This is a genomic window from Streptomyces sp. NPDC026673 (genome assembly GCF_040638135.1).
Lineage (GTDB): Bacteria > Actinomycetota > Actinomycetes > Streptomycetales > Streptomycetaceae > Actinacidiphila.
The window spans coordinates 24,146-42,435 of sequence record NZ_JBEZXR010000051.1 but is presented as its reverse complement, the minus strand read 5'-3'; the positions used below and the strand labels follow the sequence as shown (position 1 = coordinate 42,435).

The window sequence follows — 18,290 nt, the reverse complement described above, 5'->3', positions numbered from 1 at the left end:
GGCCGGCCGGCAGTTCCCCGATCGCGCTCCGGCATCCCGGCGCACCGGCAGGTGTGCCGGGATGCCGCCCGCGGCGTGATCCGCGGCGTGATCCACGGTCCCGAGCTCACCCACGGCATCACCCGCCGCCGCCTCTGAGGGGCCGGGCGCTCACACCGTGGAACACACTGTTGCCTCGGTGGTTCACCTGCGGAAGCACAACTCTTCACACTGAATCCATACGTGCATATGATCACTGCGCCCAGGTGACACCAACCCGCTGTGGTTGGCGCCCTCGGACGGCAGAGGGCGATCGTCCTCTGCCCGGACCCAGACCAGGGACACCCTTGAAGTCACACCACAGACGCTGGAGCGTGCCGGTCATCGCCGGCGCTTCGGTTCTCGCCCTCACGAGCCCGATCACGGCCCAGGCGGCGACCCCTTCCGGCACCCCCGCTCCCCCACCCGCCTCCACGTCCTCTCCCACCGCGGACCAGGTGCCCGCCGGCGACCACACGGTCACGCTGATCACCGGAGACGTGGTCACCACCCGTCAGGCTCCGCGGGCCGGCGGGAAGTTCGGCGGCACGGTCACCGTCCGCGGCGCGGACGGACTGCCGGCGCGGACCCGCATCATGACCTCGGGCGACGACCTCTACGTCTACCCCGAGTCCGCCCTGCCCTTCCTGGCCCAGGGCACCCTGGACCGGCAGCTGTTCAACATCACCGACCTGATCGCGGACGGCTACGACGACGCCCACCGCGACCGGCTGCCGCTGATCGTCTCCTACACGCAGGCCGGTGCCGCGCGTCGCGCGTCCGCCGTCCCCGAGGGCGCGTCCCGGGTCCGGAACCTGGACAGCATCCAGGGCGCCGCCCTGACCGCGGACCGCTCCCGCGCGGACGACTTCTGGAAGTCCGTGGCCGGGGCGACGGCGAAGGACGGCGCCCGGGAGCGGGACGCCAAGCCGTCCTTCGGTGCCGGAATCTCGCACATCTGGCTCGACGGCCGTATCCACGCCGACCTCGCCGACAGCACCGCGCAGATCGGCGCCCCGCAGGTCTGGCAGGGCGGGGACACCGGGCAGGGCGTGGACGTCGCCGTCCTCGACAGCGGCGTCGACGCGGGCCACCCGGACCTGGCGGACCGCATCGCGACCAGCCGGAGTTTCGTACCGGACGAGACCACGGACGACTACGCCGGACACGGCACCCATGTCGCGTCGATCATCGCCGGAACCGGTGCGGCCTCCGACGGCAAGGAGAAGGGCGTCGCGCCGGGCGCCCGCCTGCGCATAGGCAAGGTGCTGGACAGGTACGGCAGCGGGCAGATCTCCTACGCCCTGGCCGGCATGGAATGGGCGGCGGTCGACCAGCACGCCAAGATCATCAACATGAGCCTCGGTACCGGCATGGTGTCCGACGGCACCGACCCGATGAGCCAGGCCGTCGACCGGCTGAGCGCCCAGACGGGCGCGTTGTTCGTGATCGCCGCCGGCAACGAGGGGGCACCGGGCAGCATCGGCGCACCGGGAGCCGCGGCCTCGGCGCTGACCGTGGGCGCGGTCGACGCCGGCGACTCGCTCGCCTCGTTCTCCAGCAAGGGCCCCCGTATCGACGGCGCGCTGAAGCCGGAGATCACCGCCCCCGGAGTCGACATCCTGGCGGCCAACTCCCGGCTCGGCGGCAACGGCCAGGACGCGTACCGGACCATGAGCGGCACGTCCATGGCCACCCCGCACGTCGCCGGCGCCGCCGCCCTGCTCGCCGCGGCCCATCCGGAGCTCACCGGAGGCCAGTTGAAGGACCTGCTGGCCAGCAGTTCCCGCCGGGCCCCCACGTACGACGCCTTCGAGGCCGGGAGCGGCCGGCTGGACGCCGCCGCGGCGGCACAGGCCGGGGTCTTCGCCTCGGCGACCGCCTACGCGGCCCAGTACAAGGGCGGCGCCCTCCAGCGCCCGGTGACCTACACCAACGTCACCGACGCACCGGTCGCCCTCACACTGTCCGTCGACGCGCCGCACGCCCCGTCCGGGATGTTCCGTCCGTCGGCCTCCCGCGTGGTCGTCCCGGCGCACGGCACCGCCGGCGTCACGGTCACGATCGACGGCTCCTCCGGCACCGCGAAAAACCACTACTCGGGCCAGTTGCTCGCGACGAACGCGGCCGGCAGGACCGTGGCGCACACCGCGGTCTCCCTCGGATTCGCGACGATGCACAAGATGACCCTGACGTTCAAGGACTCCGACGGCAATCCCACGTCCGGCGAGGTCCAGATGCTCAGGGCGGGCGACATGGAGTCCTTCATGATCGGCGTCGGCCCCTCCGGCACCCGGGAGGTCTTCCTGCCCGACGACGTGTACTCGGCGCTCTCCTTCCAGGAGATCCAGGGCGTCCACGGTCCGCTTTCGAGGGGCCTGGCCCTCCTCGGCGACCCCGAAGTCCTTCTGGACCGGGACACCACCGTCACGTTCGACGCGTCCAAGGCCAAGCGCATCGACATGTCGACTCCGCAGCAAAGCGCGGTGACCTTCCAGAAGCTGGGCTACAACCGCGTGATGAACGGCGTCAGGTCGGGCCTGTCCGCGGAGAGTCTGTACTACGACAGCATCTGGGCGCAGCCGACCACCCACAAGGTCACCCACGGGGACTTCCAGCTGACCACCCGTTGGCGCGGCGAGAAGCCGGCACTGGCCGTCTCCACCGGCAAGAGCGAGTTCACGGACATACTGCGCCAGCAGGACGTCACCCCGCTGGCCAAGGGCACTTACAAGCTGCCGCTGGTCTTCGCCGGCCAGGGGTCGAGCGCGGACTTCGCCTCCATTGACGCGCGCGGCAAGGCCGTGGTGGTCCGCCACGGCGACGAGGTCGGCGACAGCGACCAGGCCGCCAACGCGATGGCCGCCGGCGCGAAACTCATGCTGGTCGTGGAGAACGGGTACGGACGCCCGATGCGCTCCTACGCGCCGATGGGGCAGGGGCGCGTCGCCCTCGACGTCGGCCTGCTCGGCGCCGAGGAGGGCGAGAAGCTGATCCGGCAGGTCAGGGACGGCGGGGCCGGGATCACCGTGGACTCCGAACCCGCGAGCCCGTACGTGTACGACCTCGCGCACGTCTGGCACAACGAGATCCCGTCGAAGATGGCGGTCAAGGGTGACTCCGGGAACCTGGCCCGGATCGACGTCACCTTCGCGAGCCCGAAGCCGGACGGCGACGGCAGCGAGTTCCGCTTCGAATGGCTCGACGGTGTCGACTGGTCGTCCGGCAACAACATGCCGGAACCGGCGAACGGGAAGCGCACCGACTGGGTGTCCACCACCGGTGTCCGCTGGCACCAGGAGGCGTTCGTCGACTACCTGGGCTTCGAGGAGGGCGCGAAGACCGCCTACCGGGCCGGCAGCAGGCAGTCCGAGGAGTGGTTCAAGCCGATCCAGCGCCCCTTCCTGAACGACACCTTCTTCCACAACCTCCCGCCCAGCCGCAACGGCAACCTCCTGTACGTGGACATCCCCGCCTGGGGCAGCCGGAACCACGTCGGCTGGAACCAGGACCCGGCCGTGACCCAGCAGCAGACCCTGTACCAGGGCGCCACCCAGCTGGGCCAGGGGAACTTCACGAACGTGTGGGGCGACGCCCCCAGCCGCGGCAAACTGCCGTACAAGCTGGTCGTCACCGGTGAGCGGGATGTGACCTACACCCCGTACTCCTCCCGCACGCGCACCGAGTGGGACTTCACCTCGGCGGAGCCCACCGACGGTGTCACCGTGGTGCTGCCGCTGGTGCAGCTCGACTACCGGATCGCCACGGACGCCGCAGGGCGCGCCGGGCGGCACGACACCCTGTCCGTCACGGCCGCCCACCTGCCGGGCGCAAGCCTTGCCGGCAAGGTCGGCGCGGTCGAGGTAGAGCTGTCCTACGACGACGGCCGGACCTGGCGGAAAGCCACCTGCGGCAGCGACGGGCGGTTGCGCCTGGACGCCCCGGGCAAGGCGTCCTTCGTGTCGCTGCGGGCGGGCGCGAAGGACTCGGCGGGCAACGCGGTGAAGCAGACCGTGATCCGGGCCTTCGGCCTGCGCTGAGACGCGGCCGGTCCCAGGACCCGCGAAGAGCGCGGCCGGTCGGTCCGCGGTGGTCGCACCACCGCGGACCGACCGGCCTTCGCGCCCTCTTCCCCGTGGACCTCGACCGCATCACCGTCGCCGGATCCGGCGACGGCGCCTCCTACGCCCTCGGCCTCGGGACGGCGAACGGCGACCTCTTCACCCGCGTCCTCGCCTACTCCCCCACCTGCCTCCCGGCCGCATGCAGAACCGGACGCCCCACCGTCCTCCTCTCCCACACCCGCCACCACACCGACGCCCTTGCGGCAGCGGCCGGCCACCGGATCCTGGCCACCCTCGAACACCACGGCTACCACGGCTACCACGTCGACCACATCGAACACAGCCACGGCCGCCGCACCCCCGGTGACGTCGTGGCCACCTCGGCGGAGCTGCTCGGCCGAAACGACACAGGGCCGGGGCCTCCGCCGAGGAGCAGGGCGGCCCGGCCCGCAGCGCGCCGTCAGGAAGCGTCACACCCCCGGAACCGCCACCAGCCGGCACCCTGAGGCCGCCGCCGCCCGCATCAACGGCGCCGCGCCGCACCCCGTGGCGGACCGGCGAACCCATCCGCCTCACGCCTCACGCCGGAGCCGGGCCAGGGCATGGACGGTGTCGCGCGTCGCCGGATACAGGTCCCGGTACAGGCTGTGCAGCCTGTCGTACGCGGCCACCGCCGCCGGGTCGGGGACGCGCCGCTCCCGTACCGGGTTCCACGCCTCGGTCGCCGCCTCGTCGGCCAGTCGGGCGGCAAGCCGGGCGGCCCCGTAGGCGGCGCCGACCGTGACGGTGGGGATGTCCTGGGGCAGTCCGGTGACGTCGGAGACGATCCGGGTCCACAGGCGGCCCTGCGTGCCGCCGCCGACCGCGACGACCCGCTCGATTCCGGCGCCTGCCTGTCGCATGGCCTCGATGTTGTGGCGTACACCGTGCGCGGTGGCCTCCAGGGCGGCCCGGTAGAGGTCGCCGCGGGTGTGCTCGACGGTGAGCCCGGCGATCACCCCGCGAGCGTCGGGGTCGGCGATCGGGGTGCGCTCGCCCGCGAAGTACGGGAGCATCGCGAGGCCGCGTGCGCCAACACCGCTGTCCGCCGCCTCCGCCAGCAGGACCGCGCGGTCGGGTGAGCCGAACAGGCCGCGCAGCCACTCGGTGACCGCTCCGGAGGTGGCCATGCCACCGGCGAGAGAGCGGGTGCCGGGGAAGGCGCCGACGGTGCTCCACAGCTCGGGCACGCGCAGCTGCCCGGCGACGGTGGCGATGAGGAACATCGTCGTGCCGTACATGAGCATCAGGTCGCCCGGTCGTGTCGCGTCGACGCTGACGGCCTCGGTCCAGGCGTCGATGGTTCCGGTGAGGACGGGCGTGCCCGGCGCGAGGCCGGTCGCGGCCGCCGCCCCGGCCGTCACCGTACCGGCCTGCTCATCGGGCCAGCGCAGCTCGGGCAGCTCCGCGTGCGGCCACACCGCGTCCACCCAGGGGCGGTACCACTCCTGCTCCCGGGTGTCGTAGAAGGGGACGGACTGGCTGGCCGAGTGGTGGTCGAGTACGTAGGCGCCGGTGAGCCGGTGGGCGAGGAAGGAGGCCGGCATGAACAGCCGCCGTGCGGCCGCGAACACCTCCGGTTCGTGCTCGGCCACCCAGGCCACCTTCGGCCCCACCGCCTGTGTGGACAGCACGCTGCCGCACCGGTCGAGGACCGCCTGACGGCCCAGTTCGGCCTCGAGCCGCGCGATCTGCGGAACGGCCCGCGTGTCCACCCCGTACAGGATGGCCGGGCGCAGCGGCCGGTCGGCGGAGTCGGCCAGGGTGACGCACGGCCCCATGCCGCTGACGCCGACCGCCCGCACCCGGGCGCCGCCGGACAGCAGGTCGCGGGTGATCCCGCGGAATTCGCGCCACCACACCTCGGGGTCCATCTCGACATGCCCCGGCGCCGGACGGCGGACGGTGTGCTCCCGTACCGCGGTCGCGAGCACCGCGCCGGAGGCGTCGGCCAGGACGCCCTTGCTGCTGGATGTGCCGATGTCGACACCGAGGAAGGTCATACCTGGATGTCCCCGCACCGGTGGACGGCAACGCCGGGATCGCGGTCCGGCTCGGCGGCGCCGGGGCGGCCGTCCGGACGGCCGTGTCCCCGCGGGCCGGCCTCGGCGGGCGTGGCCCGGCAGGCCCGGAGAGCCTGGCCGCCTTCGGGCGATCCGGGAAACGCGTAGCATGAATCGGGGTGGCGCTTTCAGGTCAAATGTCCAGATGGGTGCCCCCGTGGGCGCGTGCCGGGACCGAGGTCGTACCGCGGGCCGCAAGGAGCAGCACATGATCCATTCAGCCGACATCCGCGAGTGGCGCGACAGCAGTGTCGTCGACCCCAAGGGGCGCAAGATCGGCGCATTGGAAGCGATCTACGTCGATACCGCCACCGATGAACCGTCCATGGCGACGGTGCGCACCGGCCTGCCCACACGGCAGCGCCTGGTGTTCGTTCCCCTCGACGAGGCGATCGTGGGGCCCGGCTACGTGAAGGTCGCGCAGACCAAGGGACTGGTGAAGAAGGCTCCTTCCATCGGGACCGACGAGATCCTTCCGGCGGAGCAGGAGCCGGAGATCTTCCAGTACTACGACATGGCCTACCGCCCGGGAGCCGGCGGCGAACGCAAGCTCGCGCGCCGCTGATCACCGCACACCGCGCGAAGGGGGTTTACCGGACATGGCGCTCGTCTTGTTCCTGCTTCTCGTGGCCGTCGTCCTGGGACTCATCGGCGCGGTCGCCGAGGGTCTGACCTATCTGTTGATCATCGGCATCGTGGTGCTGGCGCTCGACCTCGCCTACGTCGCCACGAGATGGCGGCACTCGCACCGGCGCGTGGCGCGCTGACGGCGCCCCACACCACTGCCCGCGGGCCTCTCGCCCGGCAGCAGTGTGGGGCATGGGTGGTCGCGCCCTACTCGGGCTTCGCCTCGGGCCGGAGCAGCGTCTCGAGCGCCTCGTCCGCCGCCCGGCTCATGGCCTCGGTGTCGGCCAGGGTGTTGATGGCGATGGTGACCTGCCGCTTGTTGTCGGCCGTGGTGAAGCTGTACGTGCCGTACCCGGGAGCCCCGCCCGTGTGGCCGTAGGCCGTGCCGTACGCCGGGGAGTCGAGGACGCTGAGGCCGAGCCCGTAGCGGGGCCCTCGGTCCATCGGACGGGCCTCCTTCATCTCGCGCAGCAGAGCCGGCGGCAGGAGCCGGCCGCCGATCAGCGCGGCGAAGAAGCGGTTCAGATCATGGCTGGTGGAGATCAGCGCACCGGCCGTCCACGCCCACGACATGTTCTCCTCCGTGATGTCGGTGAACGCGGAGTCCGGCCCATCCAGACGCTGGTAGCCGCGGGCGTGCGGGCCGGGGATGCGGACGGAGGTCCCGGGGAAGGATGTGTGCCGCAACCCGAGGGGCTTGAGGATCCGGCGGGTGATCTCGTGTTCGGCGGTGTCGCCGGTGACCCTCTCGATCAGCATGCCGAGCAGGACGTAGTTGGTGTTGGAGTAGTGGCCCGCGGTGCCGGGGGCGAAGTCGGGGGCGTGCCGGGCCGACTCGGCCACGAGCTCCCGGGGCGCCCAGGTCCGGAACCGGTTCCTGTACAGCTCCTGGAGGCTGCCGGACCAGAGGGAGTCGGTGTAGTTGTGCAGCCCGCTGCGGTGGCCGAGCAGCTGCCGGACCGTGATGTCCCGCCCGTGGGGAACCAGGCCGGGCAGGTAGCGCGCGACCGGCGCGTCGAGTGCCACCCTCCGCTCGGCGACGAGCTGCAGCACCGTGGTGGCGACGAAGGACTTGGTCACGCTGCCCGCGCGGAACCGCCCGTCGGTCGCCAGAGGCCGCCTGTGGTGCAGGTCGGCCCGGCCGCTCTTGCCGGTCCAGACACCACGGGCGTCCCGCACCTCGGCGATGACACCCGGCACGCCGGCCGCGACGAGGTCGTCCAGGGCCTTCTGCCGTAGGGCCTCCCCGGCGCTCGGAGTGTGAGCCGTCGCGGCGAGGGGAGTGGAGGCGGCGGGGAGCGCGGGCGCCGCGAACCCTGGTGCGGCCAGGGGAACGGCAAGCGCGGCGGACAGGAGAGCGGTGACGGCGAGCGGAGCAGGGCGCATCGAAGGTCCTCCGAGAAACGGGAAGCAACCCGGCCGGGGATCGGGCGGGTGCGCCGCGCGCACCGCTCCGACGGCCGCGTCGCGGCCGCCGTGGCGGCCGTGGTCGGGCGGGGTGCGGGTGCGGTGCTGCGGCCACGCCGGATCGGCGGGGACCGCTGATCCAAGGCGACGTGATGACAGCCTCGCCGACGGATCCGGCCCCCACCTCGACCGGACGGCCTACCTTTCGCCTCATCCGAAGGATCGAGGACCCGGCTGCCCGCACCGCCGGGCGGAGTGACCCCGTACGGACCACCGGTCCACCACGGCCGCCCGGCGATCCGGTGCCCCGGCCTCACCGCGCTCTCCCGCCGTGTCCGGACCGCCGCTCAACCGGCCGCCCGCTCAGCGGTCGGTCGCGACCGCGGGGTCACGCACCCGGGCCCGTGGCGAGTGTTGCCGCACCGGCCTCCGCGGCCGAAGGCGAGGCGGTGTCCCGGGGCGCCGGGGCGGGGCCGTGCACGAAGTCGTACGCGGCCGCGAGCTCGTCGCGGGCGGCGCCTTCGATCGCCTCCAGGTAGGCGTAGGCGTCCGCTCCGATCGGCACTCGCACGGGCGCCGTCCGGGCCGTGACGAGCCGCAGGACGTGGGCGGCGAACGTCTCGGGGCTGCCGAGCGCCGGATTGTCCGCCATGGCCCGCAGCCCCGCTCGTACCTCTCCCGTGCTCTCCTGATAGGCCGGGACACCGGCGGCCGCCTCGGTCACCGCGGTGCTGTAGCGGGTGGCGAACTGGCCGGGCTCGACCGCGTGCACCCTGATCCCGAACGGGGCGACCTCCGCCGCGAGCGCCTGGGTCATCCCCTCCAGGGCGTATTTGCCGGTCACATAGGCCGCCAGGCCGGGCATCCCCATCCGGCCTGCGAGGGAGGAGACGTTGACGATGTGGCCCGACCGCTGACGGCGCATCAACGGCAGGACGAGACGGCTGAGGCGCCAGGGAGCCACCGTCAACAGCTCGAGTTGAGAGCGCAGTTCGGCGTCGGACACCTCCTCGACCGCTCCGAAGAGCCCCGATCCGGCGTTGTTCACCAGCACGTCCACTCCGCCGAAACGGTGGACCGCGTGCTCCACCGCGGCCTCGCACTGCCCGGGGTCGCACACGTCGAGTTCCACCGCCGTCACACGGTCCGGGTACCGTGCCACGAGGCCCCGCACGGCGGCGGGCCTGCGGGCGGTCGCGATCACCAGATCACCGGCCTCCGCCACCGCGCCCGCCAGCGCCTGCCCCAGTCCGGACGAACATCCCGTCACCAGCCATCGCCGCGCCATGCATCCCCCCGGTGTCGTCGGCCGCGCCGGCCATGCCGCTCGAAGGCGAGCGTGACAGGCCGGGCGAACCGGCAGCAGGGGCGTACGGGGGCACAAGTGGAGCACGTCAGGGCACACCGGCACGCGTTCCGCGACGTGCGCGGAGCCTTCGGCCGAAACGGCGCGGCGACGAGGCCGCCGCGTACGGCCGCACGCTCGTCCTGCGGGCGTGCGGCCGACGGGCGCCGCGCTCATCGCCGTTCCTTGCGCGACACGCCGGGAATCCGGACCGCCGATGCCGTACGGCGGATCAGGTGTCGAGGGCCGCCTGCCGGGCCGCGGGGGCCGGCAGGCTCTCCGCATCACCGGATGCGGCCCGGGCGGCCGGAATGGCCACCGCGACGAGCGCCGCGACCAGCGCGATACCGCAGCCGATGACCAGGCCGGTACGGAAACCGTTCTCCGAGGTGAAGGTGAAGCCACCCGCGGTCGTGGTCATCTGGGAGAGGACGACGCCGATCACGGCGGCACCCACCGACGTGCCGAGCGACCGCATCAAGGCGTTGAAGCCGTTGGCGGCGGCGGTCTCCGACAGCGGGACCGAACCCATGATCAGGGCCGGCATCGATCCGTAGGCGAGTCCCACGCCGCTGTTGACCACCATGACGGCCAGCATCAACCCCCATGCGGAGCCCGTCAGGACCAGGGACAGTCCGTAGCCGGCGGCGAGGACCAGGGAGCCGCAGATCAGGGTGAACTTGGGGCCGCGGGCATTGGTCAGCTTGCCGCCGATCGGGGAGACGATCATCATCATGACGCCGCCCGGCAGGAGCCACAGGCCCGCCGCGAGCATGGACTGGCCGAGGCCGTAACCGGTCGCCTTCGGAAACTGCAGCAACTGCGGGACGACAAGCATCCCGGCGTACATGCCGAAGCCCACGAAGACCGAGGCCAGGTTGGTGATCAGCACCCGGGGCCGGGCCGTGGTGCGCAGATCGACCAGCGGGTCGCGGGTGCGCAGCTCCCACCAGCCCCAGGCGGCCAGCAGGGCGACGGCGGCACCGAACAGGCCGAGCGTGGTCGCCGACGCCCAGCCCCAGTCCGCGCCCTTGGAGACGGCCAGCAGCAGGCATACCAGTCCGGCGCCCAGACCGATCGCGCCGGGCACGTCGAAACGCTGGCCCTTGGCCCCTGCGGGCACCTCCGGGATGAAGAACCAGATCAGCACCGCGACGAACGCGGCCAGGCCCGCGGAACCCCAGAACAGCACACGCCAGTCGGCGTACTGGGCGATCGCGGCGGCGATCGGCAGGCCCAGGCCGCCGCCGATGCCCATCGAGGCGCTGACCAGGGCGATGGAGGAGCTGAGCTTCTCCGCGGGAACGACGTCACGGAGCAGGGCGATGCCGAGGGGCACCATGCCCATGCCCATCCCCTGCAGACCCCGTCCGATGATCATCGGGGCCACGGAGGAGGACAGGGCGCACACCACGGAGCCCGCCACCAGCGGCACCGAGCACACCACGAGCATGCGCCGCTTGCCCACCAGGTCGCCGAGGCGTCCGAAGACGGGCACGCACACGGCCGCGACCAGCAACGTGGCCGTGATCACCCAGGCGGCGTTCGACGACGAGGTGTGGAGGATCCGCGGCAGTTCCGTCAGCAACGGGGTGACGAGGGTCTGCATGATCGCAGCCGTGATGCCGGCGAGGGCCAGCGTGGCGACCACGCCCCCTGCGCGTGCGGTGGGTTGTGGGGCGTTCATGACGGCACTCCTCGCCAGCTTGTCGGTCGATCGGATATGCATCGTACATAGGAAGTGCATCACGCACATGGCGTGGCCGATGCATGGCTGTGCGAGGATGGCAGCGGACGCCGAACACGCGCACCGGCGGCCCGTCGAACGGCGGAAGGCGTAGGACACATGGGCAGGCCCACCCACGAGGTCGAGTACGAGCAGATGCTGCTCAGCCGCCACGAACTCCTACGCCACAGGTCCGGCAGCCTGGATCGCAGCGCCTACATCCTCCTGAGCCGGATCCGGGTCCAGGGACCGATGTCGATCGGCGAGCTGAGCGACGCCTTCGCGCTCGACACGTCCACTCTCAACCGGCAGACGGCCGCGGCCATGCGCGCCGGACTCGTGGAACGCATCCCCAACCCCGAGGGCGGCATGGCCCGCAAGTTCCGGATCACGCCCCAGGGCGCGCGCATGCTCGACGAGGAACGCGACACCATCATCGGCGGTCTGGACAAGGTCATGGCCGAATGGGCGGATGACGACATCGCCGCCTTCGCCGCCTACCTCAGACGCTTCAACACCGACATCGAACGCCTCGCCGGACGTCCCTGGCCACGCCCCTGAAGCCCTGGCGGGCCCTCCCCCTTTCGCGCTCCGCCCCGGCCGGTCCGGCCTCCCGAGAGACCGGCCGGGGCGCGCGTCAACCCGGGCGGGGCAGGCGACGGCGCCTGTGCAGGCGGGGCGCGGCGGAGGGCCCTCCAGGGCCGCCGTGGCCGAACCCGGGCCGCGGGGTCGATCACGTGTGTCGGGGCGGTACCGCGCGACTGCCGCGCGACTCCCGGCCGTTGGCCGACCGTCCGCCCCGAACCCCGCCAGTGGTCAGCGGTACATCTTCCCGGGCTCGGCGGTGCCCGGCGCGAGGAGCTGGGACACGGTGACGAAGGTGTAGCCCCGTGCGGTGAGTTCCTTCAGGATGCCGGGCATTGCGGGCACGGTGCCCTTGTGGAGCGGGTGGAGCAGGATGATCCCGTCGCGGTCGGCGCCGTCGAGGACCCGCTCGGTGATCAGCGCCGCGTCGGTCGTCTCGTAGTCCTTGGCGGTGACCGTCCACAGAACCTGCGCCAGTCCCAACTTCCGCAGGACCTCGGAGACATGGTCGTCGGTGCGGCCCTGAGGCGGCCGCATCAGCGTGGGCCTCTTGCCGGTGATGTCCGAGATGGCCCGCCCGGTGCGGAGCATTTCCTCGCGGATCTGCGCGTCGGAGACGTCGGTCAGCCGCGGGTGCGTCCAGGTGTGGTTGCCGATCTCATGCCCTTCCGCGGCGATCCGGCGCACCACGTCCGGATGCTTGTGAATGCGCCTGCCCTCGAGGAAGAACGTGGACGGCGCCTTGTGCCGCTTCAGGAGGTCCAGCAGCCTGTCGGTCGGCTTGCCGGGGTTGCCGTCGAAGGTGAGCGCGATGCACTTCGCCTTCCGGCAGTCCACTTCCCCGGGGACGTTGTCCCCGTTCGCCGCGGCCTGTTCGCGGACGTCACTCGGGGAGATCGTGTCCTTGACGAACGACCGAAGGACGATGGCCGCGGCCAGGACCAGGCCCGCCGCCACGGCCAAGTTTCCACAGGCGAGGTCGCCGATTCACACTGTTCACCCGTGAAGCCTACGGTTCACACCATGCGCCTCCCGCAGGCATCCACACCTCTACCGGTTGCCCATGGGGTGGATAATGCCAGCTCAGGAGCGTGCGTGCGGCTCCCGCTCGTGACGCAAGGACACACCATCGAACGACAGTGGTGCGATATTCACACTGTGTGCTTACATCACCCTCGCATCGGTACTGACGTGCCGTGACATTCGAGGGCACGCGGTCGGCCCAACGGCGTGGTGACGGTCCGCCGCGCCGGACCACGCACACGGCCGGAACGCGGAACCGCGCTCCGGGCGAGGATCGATCGTCGGTGTGTGGCGCATTCGGGCCGATCCCGGCGACCGGCGCCCTGGCATATCGCCGGCCGGATCCGGGACACGAGAAATCGGAATGTGGATATTTCAAGCAGAACAGTTGTGCTGGATATGCTGACGGAATGGAAATGGGCAAAAGCAGCGCTTGGCTGACGGACCATGAGCAGCGCGCCTGGCGGACCTACCGGGAAGTCGGCACTCTGCTGCTCTACCAGCTCGGACGTGACCTGGAGCCGTTCCACCTGACCATCAACGACTACGAGATCCTGGTGAACCTCTCGGAGTCGCCCGGGCACCGTATGCGCATGAGCGACCTGGCCCGCGCCACCCTGCAGTCCAAGGGCCGGCTGTCGCACCAGATCAGCCGCATGGAGAGCGCGGAACTGGTACGCCGCGAGGACTGCGAGTCCGACCGGCGCGGGCTCTACGCCGTCCTCACCGAAGAGGGCTGGGAGACCATGCGCAGGGTCGCCCCGCACCACGTGGCGGCGGTGCGGGAGCACTTCATCGACCTCCTCCCCACCGAGGATCAGGCGGCCCTGCGCAAGGCCCTCGCCCCGGTGGCCGAGCACCTGCGGGCAAGGCGCGACACGCCCTGAAGCCGCTGACAGCGCGGAATGACAACCGCCGCCTTTCCCGCCGCTTTCCCAGGGCCGGAGAGGTGACGTTTTGGACGGAAACCCAGGGGCAGGCGTCTGGGTGAGGGGGGTCCCCACAGAACACAAGGGAGCCGACCCCATGTCGACCGGGACACTTCTGTCAATCGTCATCCCCGTGGTGGTGGTGCTCGCCCTCATCGCGGTGGCCGCCACCCTCTTCGTACGGCACCGGCGCCTCAAGCAACAGTTCGGCCCCGAGTACGACCGCACCGTCGAGGGCGCCGACAGCCGGATGGACGCCGAACGCGAGCTCGCCGCACGGACCAAGCGCCACGACTCCCTGGACATCAAGCCCCTGCAAAGCGGTGTCCGCGACCGCTACGCGCGGGAGTGGACGAGTGTCCAGGAGGAGTTCGTCGACCGGCCCGAGGACGCCGTCCATGACGCCGACAGCCTGGTCGCGTCCCTGATGCGCGAACGCGGCTACCCCACCGAGGACTTCGACCAGCAGGTCAAGGACCTGTCCGTGGAGCACGGCCGGACCCTGGACCACTACCGGGCCGCCCACGAGGTCAACGACCTCAGCACCCGCCACGAAGCCACCACCGAACAACTGCGCGGCGCCATGGTCCACTACCGCGCCCTGTTCGACGAACTCCTCACCAACGGCGGCGGACGACGCCACGCGCGCGCCTGACCGCCCCGCCCCGCACCAGCACCCCCGAAAGGCGCGGAACCATGGAACGCGAACGCACCTCCCGTATCAGCGCCCTCGCCACCGAGGACCTGGCCAAGACCCGGGAAGACCGGGACACGGCCTCCCAGGCACCGCGGTATCCCGGTGAAAGCACCCGAACGCGAGGCGAACCGCCCCCGGACCAACCGGCCGCCGCTCCCGCACCGGACACCCCCGCACAGGACGCCGCCGCCGACGAGACGCCCCAACTCCTCGGCTCTCAGGACGAGGAGAGCTTCCGCAGCCGCTGGCAGCAGATCCAGAGCGAGTTCGTCGACGACCCACGTGACGCCGTCCACGCGGCCGACGAACTCGTCGCCGACGTGATGCAGAAGCTCGCCGCCACCTTCGCCGACCACAAGCAGGACCTCGAAGGCCAGTGGACCCGCGGCGAACAGGTGAACACCGAGGAACTGCGCACCGCACTCCGGCGCTACCGCTCCTTCTTCAACCGCCTCCTCACCACCTGAGCGGTACAGCGGCGCGCCGCCTCCCCGAGCTTCACTCGGCGGCGCGCCGCCGGGGCGGTGAACCGGTCCTCACCGAATCAGAAATCCTCCAGGCCGGTTCCACGGCGCTCCTCATGCGGTGGCGTTCCCGTCCGGTCCACGTCGGTACCGTCGTCACCGCGCGGTGAATCCGCCTCCCGAGTGTGGCGCTCGTCGTCGTCGCGATCGGACTCTTCGCGATTCCTCTCCTGACCTCCCATTTCCACCTCCTCGCACATCTCCGCAACCCGCCACGGTCGCCGGGAGACACTCACGGCTACGAGGACAGCGCGACGATCATGGCGATCACTCCCGCGAGGAAGATCGCCACGACACAGAAGATCAGCACCAGCGGCGTGAACCCCCACGCCTTGCGCAGTTCGGGCCGCTCGGGAAGTGAGATGCCCATGGTGGTGCTGCTTTCCCCGGGGGGCGTCTCGGTGGGCGGCACCTTGTGTCCGGTGTCGCCGTACGGGGCGGAATGGCTGCCTGCATGCGGCGTACTCATGGCGCACCTGCCAGTGGAACGCGATCAGTGCATCTCCTGTGCCCCTTCCCGGCAGCGATGCCGGGAAACGGCCGGGCGGACGGAATCAGCCGCGGGCGAGGCCTGCGGCCCCGTCGCGGCCGCGATCAGCCGAGGCCGGCTCCGACCGCTTCGCGGCGTACCGTCTCCACCGTGTCGATCTGCTCCCGCGCGCGGTCCAGGAGGTTCCGCAGCCGGGCTTCGTCCAGCTCCTCCCTCGGGGTGAGCGACAGGAGCGACTGCCACAGCAGGCTCTTGCCCTCGATCCCCAGGCGCAGCGCCTCGAGTTCGATGACCGTGCTCAGGCCCGAGCGGCGGACGACCCGCCCGTTGAGCTTGAGAAGGCGGGCCTTCTCGGCGAGCCACCCCGCGTAGATCTTGTGCCGCCGAGTCGGTACGTCAAGGGCCGCCATCAGGTCAAGGAGGGCCTGCCGGTCCTCGGCGATCTCGTCGGCCACGCGGCGCAGCTCGCCGCCGTGGGACGACGAGCGGTGGTGCTCGGCGATGTGGCGCGAGATCAGCCGGCCGGTGGTGGAACCGGCCAGGTGGTCGTTCAAGTAGATCTCAAGTGCTTCCCGGCTCATGGCGGCTCCTCCTCGTGGCTCAGGTTCGGTCGAGCCGGACTTCGACCTGCCCGTCAGGGGATACGCGGCGCTCGAAGCGCGGTTGCGGTGCGGCCGCCGGATCCCGGACGTTCATCGCCCCGTCCGGAAGACCATGCTTTCGTCGTAGGCCTCATGAGCCTCATGAGGAGCGGCTTTCCTCAACGGCAGGGGACAAACCAGGCACCCGGCGGCGCGGCGCCCGTCGTCCGCTCCCTGCCGGCTCTCAGGGGGCGAGGCCGGGGGTGCGCAGGGCGAGGAAGGCGACGTCGTCGTCGTTGTCCTGCGGCCGGACCTGATCCAGCAGCAGATCGCTGAACGAGTCGAGCGGGCGCCGGGCGAGCGAGGCGGCGTGCCGGCGGAGCCGGTCCAGGCCGTCGTCGATGGGGTGCCGGGCGGACTCGACCAGTCCGTCGGTGTAGAGCACCAGGGTCGCCTGCGGGGGCAGGGTGACGACGGCGTCGTGACGGGGGCGGTCGGTGCCCGTGCCGAGCAGGATGCCGTGGCCTTCGGTCAGGAAGCGGGTCCGGCCGTCGTGGGTCACCAGCAAGGGCGGCGGATGCCCGGCGTTGGTCCACTCCAGTCGCCAGAGACCGTCATCCGCGGTGGTGAGCCAGGCGAGGATCACGGTCGCCATGGGCACTTCGGCGGTGCGCATGACGGCCTGGTCGAGCCGGCTGACGACGGCGCCGGGTGACGCGGGGTCCGACCAGGCGAAGGCCCGCAGCATGTTCCGGACCTGGGCCATGCCACCGGCGGCGTCGAGGTCGTGTCCGACGACGTCGCCTATGGCCAGTGCGGTCGCGCCGTCGGTGAGCGGGAAAGCGTCGTACCAGTCGCCGCCGACCTGTGAGGCCTGCGGGGCGGGGACGTACCGGGCCGTCATCTCGAGCCCGGGAATCGTGGGCATCTGGGGCAGGAGGTGGCGCTGCATGGTCTCGGACACCTTGCGCTGCCTCTGGTAGAGGCGGGCGTTGTCCAGGGCCAGGCCGGCCCGGCGGGTGAGGTCCTCCAGAAGCGGCAGGTCACCCGCGGTGAAGCCGTCCGGTCGCTCCGTGCGGCCCAGCGTCAGCGCGCCGAGCACATCCCGCAGGCCGCGGATCGGGGCGATGGCGGCGGAGTGCATGCCCGTCCTCTCGAAGAGCCTGTGCTGCTCGACCGCGATGCCGGAGTCCGGTGGACCGTGGTAAGTGGAGGGGCCGGCGATGGTGGAAGCCGCGCCGCGCAGCGCCCGGGACAGCGGCATCGGGGATTCCATGGGCAGCGGCGGCATCGGCCCCTGGAGATCCGCGCGCTCCACCAGGACGCCCTCCTTGTGCTGGATCACCAGGGCGCGCCGCACCTCGTCGTTCTCGGTGAGCAGATCGACGATCGCCCAGTCCGCGAGCAGCGGCACGGTCAGGGCGGCCAGGCGGTGCAGCGCCTCGTCCACGTCCAGGGTCGAGGTGAGTTGGGTGGTGGTCTCCGCCAGCAGGGCGAGGCGGTCGAGCTCCGTCAGTGCCGTCGACAGGCCCGGCCCCTCCTCGCGCGGGTCCACGGCCTCCTGCCGCCGGTGGAGGACGACCAGGGCCCCCGGCCTACCGGGGCCGAGGACATAGGGGGTCAGCACCCACGAGAGTCCGAGCAGAGTGCCGTCCCCGCAGGAGAACCAGCCCAGGTCGCTGTGCCGGGTCCTCTCCGTGAGCAGGGCGTCACGCATCGGGCAGCGGGACCGCGGCATGGCGCGGCCGTGGCTGTCCCGATGCAGCAGGTCGTGGGCGTCCTGGCCGAGGAGGTCCGCGGAGTCCCTGTGCAGCAGGGTCCGGGCGGCGCTGTTGGTCGCGGCGATCAGCCCCTCGCCGTCCACGACGAAGGCGGCCGCTTTCACGCCCTCCAGCAGGTCGTCGGGCACGGCCACGGGGACTGCCCGGGTTGCGTCCGGGAGCGGCGGTCCGGTCTCCGGTACGACGGCGTCCATCTTTCCCGTCCTCGGGTGCGTCAGCTCTCTTGCTCTACCCGCGCACCAGGGTCCCATCGCGGCGCGCCCGGCGCACGCGTCGACGGAGGGGACGCGATGACGGCGCCCTCCCTCACTCCTCGGTCCGCGAGCGGTCCGCCGCGCTCAACGCCGCGCTCCAGGTGGGCTACTTCATCATCGGCGTCCGCGCCGCCGGG

Annotated in this window: 16 protein-coding genes and 1 pseudogene; 9 read left to right on the top strand and 8 right to left on the bottom strand. The window is 71.6% G+C overall.

Annotation, left to right across the window (positions count from 1 at the left end):
* The first annotated feature begins 326 nt into the window (after positions 1–326).
* Both AB0F62_RS28820 and AB0F62_RS28815 read left to right on the top strand, forming a co-directional pair.
* Complete coding sequence (locus AB0F62_RS28820) at positions 327–4,058, top strand: S8 family serine peptidase (RefSeq protein WP_361805383.1); 3,732 nt, start codon at positions 327–329, stop codon at positions 4,056–4,058.
* A gap of 95 nt (positions 4,059–4,153) precedes the next feature.
* Positions 4,154–4,588 carry a hypothetical protein gene (locus tag AB0F62_RS28815; protein ID WP_361805380.1) on the top strand — a complete coding sequence of 145 codons (435 nt, stop codon included), beginning with the start codon at positions 4,154–4,156 and terminating at the stop codon, positions 4,586–4,588.
* 66 nt (positions 4,589–4,654) lie between these two features.
* Here the strand turns inward: AB0F62_RS28815 and AB0F62_RS28810 are convergent, their stop codons facing one another.
* A complete protein-coding gene (locus tag AB0F62_RS28810; protein ID WP_361805377.1) occupies positions 4,655–6,124 on the bottom strand; it encodes an FGGY family carbohydrate kinase in 1,470 nt (489 codons plus the stop codon).
* A 268-nt stretch (positions 6,125–6,392) separates the two neighbouring features.
* Here AB0F62_RS28810 and AB0F62_RS28805 point away from each other — a divergent pair, with 268 nt between their 5' ends.
* Positions 6,393–6,749: a PRC-barrel domain-containing protein gene (locus AB0F62_RS28805; RefSeq protein WP_361805374.1), complete on the top strand. Its 357-nt coding sequence runs from the start codon at positions 6,393–6,395 to the stop codon at positions 6,747–6,749.
* Positions 6,750–6,783: 34 nt separating this feature from the next.
* The gene (locus tag AB0F62_RS28800) at positions 6,784–6,951 is read left to right on the top strand and encodes a hypothetical protein (protein WP_361805371.1); all 168 of its coding nucleotides are present in this window, start codon (positions 6,784–6,786) and stop codon (positions 6,949–6,951) included.
* A 67-nt stretch (positions 6,952–7,018) separates the two neighbouring features.
* On the opposite strand, the gene AB0F62_RS28795 is transcribed toward AB0F62_RS28800, so the two are convergent.
* From AB0F62_RS28795 to AB0F62_RS28785, 3 genes are all read right to left on the bottom strand, one after another.
* Positions 7,019–8,197, bottom strand: a complete 1,179-nt coding sequence (locus AB0F62_RS28795) for a serine hydrolase domain-containing protein (RefSeq protein ID WP_361805368.1) — start codon at positions 8,195–8,197, stop codon at positions 7,019–7,021.
* Positions 8,198–8,606: 409 nt separating this feature from the next.
* Positions 8,607–9,506: an SDR family oxidoreductase gene (locus tag AB0F62_RS28790; protein WP_361805365.1), complete on the bottom strand. Its 900-nt coding sequence runs from the start codon at positions 9,504–9,506 to the stop codon at positions 8,607–8,609.
* Between the two features lie 289 nt (positions 9,507–9,795).
* Complete coding sequence (locus AB0F62_RS28785) at positions 9,796–11,250, bottom strand: MFS transporter (RefSeq protein WP_361805362.1); 1,455 nt, start codon at positions 11,248–11,250, stop codon at positions 9,796–9,798.
* Between the two features lie 159 nt (positions 11,251–11,409).
* Here AB0F62_RS28785 and AB0F62_RS28780 point away from each other — a divergent pair, with 159 nt between their 5' ends.
* The gene (locus AB0F62_RS28780) at positions 11,410–11,850 is read left to right on the top strand and encodes a MarR family transcriptional regulator (protein WP_361805359.1); all 441 of its coding nucleotides are present in this window, start codon (positions 11,410–11,412) and stop codon (positions 11,848–11,850) included.
* A 255-nt stretch (positions 11,851–12,105) separates the two neighbouring features.
* Here the strand turns inward: AB0F62_RS28780 and AB0F62_RS28775 are convergent, their stop codons facing one another.
* A complete protein-coding gene (locus tag AB0F62_RS28775; protein WP_361805356.1) occupies positions 12,106–12,831 on the bottom strand; it encodes a polysaccharide deacetylase family protein in 726 nt (241 codons plus the stop codon).
* Positions 12,832–13,307: 476 nt separating this feature from the next.
* On the opposite strand from AB0F62_RS28775, the gene AB0F62_RS28770 reads away from it, so the two are divergent.
* The 3 genes from AB0F62_RS28770 to AB0F62_RS28760 all read left to right on the top strand — a co-directional run bounded on the left by AB0F62_RS28770 (position 13,308) and on the right by AB0F62_RS28760 (position 14,990).
* Positions 13,308–13,784 carry a MarR family transcriptional regulator gene (locus AB0F62_RS28770; protein ID WP_361805353.1) on the top strand — a complete coding sequence of 159 codons (477 nt, stop codon included), beginning with the start codon at positions 13,308–13,310 and terminating at the stop codon, positions 13,782–13,784.
* A 139-nt stretch (positions 13,785–13,923) separates the two neighbouring features.
* Positions 13,924–14,481, top strand: coding sequence for a hypothetical protein (locus AB0F62_RS28765; RefSeq protein ID WP_361805350.1), 558 nt, complete (start codon positions 13,924–13,926; stop codon positions 14,479–14,481).
* A 41-nt stretch (positions 14,482–14,522) separates the two neighbouring features.
* A complete protein-coding gene (locus tag AB0F62_RS28760) occupies positions 14,523–14,990 on the top strand; it encodes a hypothetical protein (RefSeq protein WP_361805347.1) in 468 nt (155 codons plus the stop codon).
* A gap of 295 nt (positions 14,991–15,285) precedes the next feature.
* Here AB0F62_RS28760 and AB0F62_RS28755 read toward each other — a convergent pair whose 3' ends face one another.
* From AB0F62_RS28755 to AB0F62_RS28745, 3 genes are all read right to left on the bottom strand, one after another.
* Positions 15,286–15,516: a DUF6480 family protein gene (locus AB0F62_RS28755; protein ID WP_361805344.1), complete on the bottom strand. Its 231-nt coding sequence runs from the start codon at positions 15,514–15,516 to the stop codon at positions 15,286–15,288.
* A 125-nt stretch (positions 15,517–15,641) separates the two neighbouring features.
* The gene (locus AB0F62_RS28750) at positions 15,642–16,118 is read right to left on the bottom strand and encodes a hypothetical protein (protein WP_361805341.1); all 477 of its coding nucleotides are present in this window, start codon (positions 16,116–16,118) and stop codon (positions 15,642–15,644) included.
* A gap of 244 nt (positions 16,119–16,362) precedes the next feature.
* Positions 16,363–18,093, bottom strand: coding sequence for a SpoIIE family protein phosphatase (locus tag AB0F62_RS28745; protein WP_361805338.1), 1,731 nt, complete (start codon positions 18,091–18,093; stop codon positions 16,363–16,365).
* Between the two features lie 122 nt (positions 18,094–18,215).
* Here AB0F62_RS28745 and AB0F62_RS28740 point away from each other — a divergent pair.
* Positions 18,216–18,290: pseudogene (locus tag AB0F62_RS28740) on the top strand (nitroreductase family protein); the annotation flags it as partial.

Bases quoted from the DNA above. Each gene is read 5' to 3' on its own strand.
- AB0F62_RS28765 (WP_361805350.1), top strand. From the start codon at position 13,924: ATGTCGACCGGGACACTTCTGTCAATCGTCATCCCCGTGGTGGTGGTG.
- AB0F62_RS28790 (WP_361805365.1), bottom strand. From the start codon at position 9,506: ATGGCGCGGCGATGGCTGGTGACGGGATGTTCGTCCGGACTGGGGCAG.
- AB0F62_RS28750 (WP_361805341.1), bottom strand. From the start codon at position 16,118: ATGAGCCGGGAAGCACTTGAGATCTACTTGAACGACCACCTGGCCGGT.
- AB0F62_RS28800 (WP_361805371.1), top strand. From the start codon at position 6,784: ATGGCGCTCGTCTTGTTCCTGCTTCTCGTGGCCGTCGTCCTGGGACTC.
- AB0F62_RS28770 (WP_361805353.1), top strand. From the start codon at position 13,308: ATGGAAATGGGCAAAAGCAGCGCTTGGCTGACGGACCATGAGCAGCGC.
- AB0F62_RS28810 (WP_361805377.1), bottom strand. From the start codon at position 6,124: ATGACCTTCCTCGGTGTCGACATCGGCACATCCAGCAGCAAGGGCGTC.
- AB0F62_RS28780 (WP_361805359.1), top strand. From the start codon at position 11,410: ATGGGCAGGCCCACCCACGAGGTCGAGTACGAGCAGATGCTGCTCAGC.
- AB0F62_RS28785 (WP_361805362.1), bottom strand. From the start codon at position 11,250: ATGAACGCCCCACAACCCACCGCACGCGCAGGGGGCGTGGTCGCCACG.
- AB0F62_RS28805 (WP_361805374.1), top strand. From the start codon at position 6,393: ATGATCCATTCAGCCGACATCCGCGAGTGGCGCGACAGCAGTGTCGTC.
- AB0F62_RS28745 (WP_361805338.1), bottom strand. From the start codon at position 18,093: ATGGACGCCGTCGTACCGGAGACCGGACCGCCGCTCCCGGACGCAACC.
- AB0F62_RS28760 (WP_361805347.1), top strand. From the start codon at position 14,523: ATGGAACGCGAACGCACCTCCCGTATCAGCGCCCTCGCCACCGAGGAC.
- AB0F62_RS28795 (WP_361805368.1), bottom strand. From the start codon at position 8,197: ATGCGCCCTGCTCCGCTCGCCGTCACCGCTCTCCTGTCCGCCGCGCTT.
- AB0F62_RS28755 (WP_361805344.1), bottom strand. From the start codon at position 15,516: ATGAGTACGCCGCATGCAGGCAGCCATTCCGCCCCGTACGGCGACACC.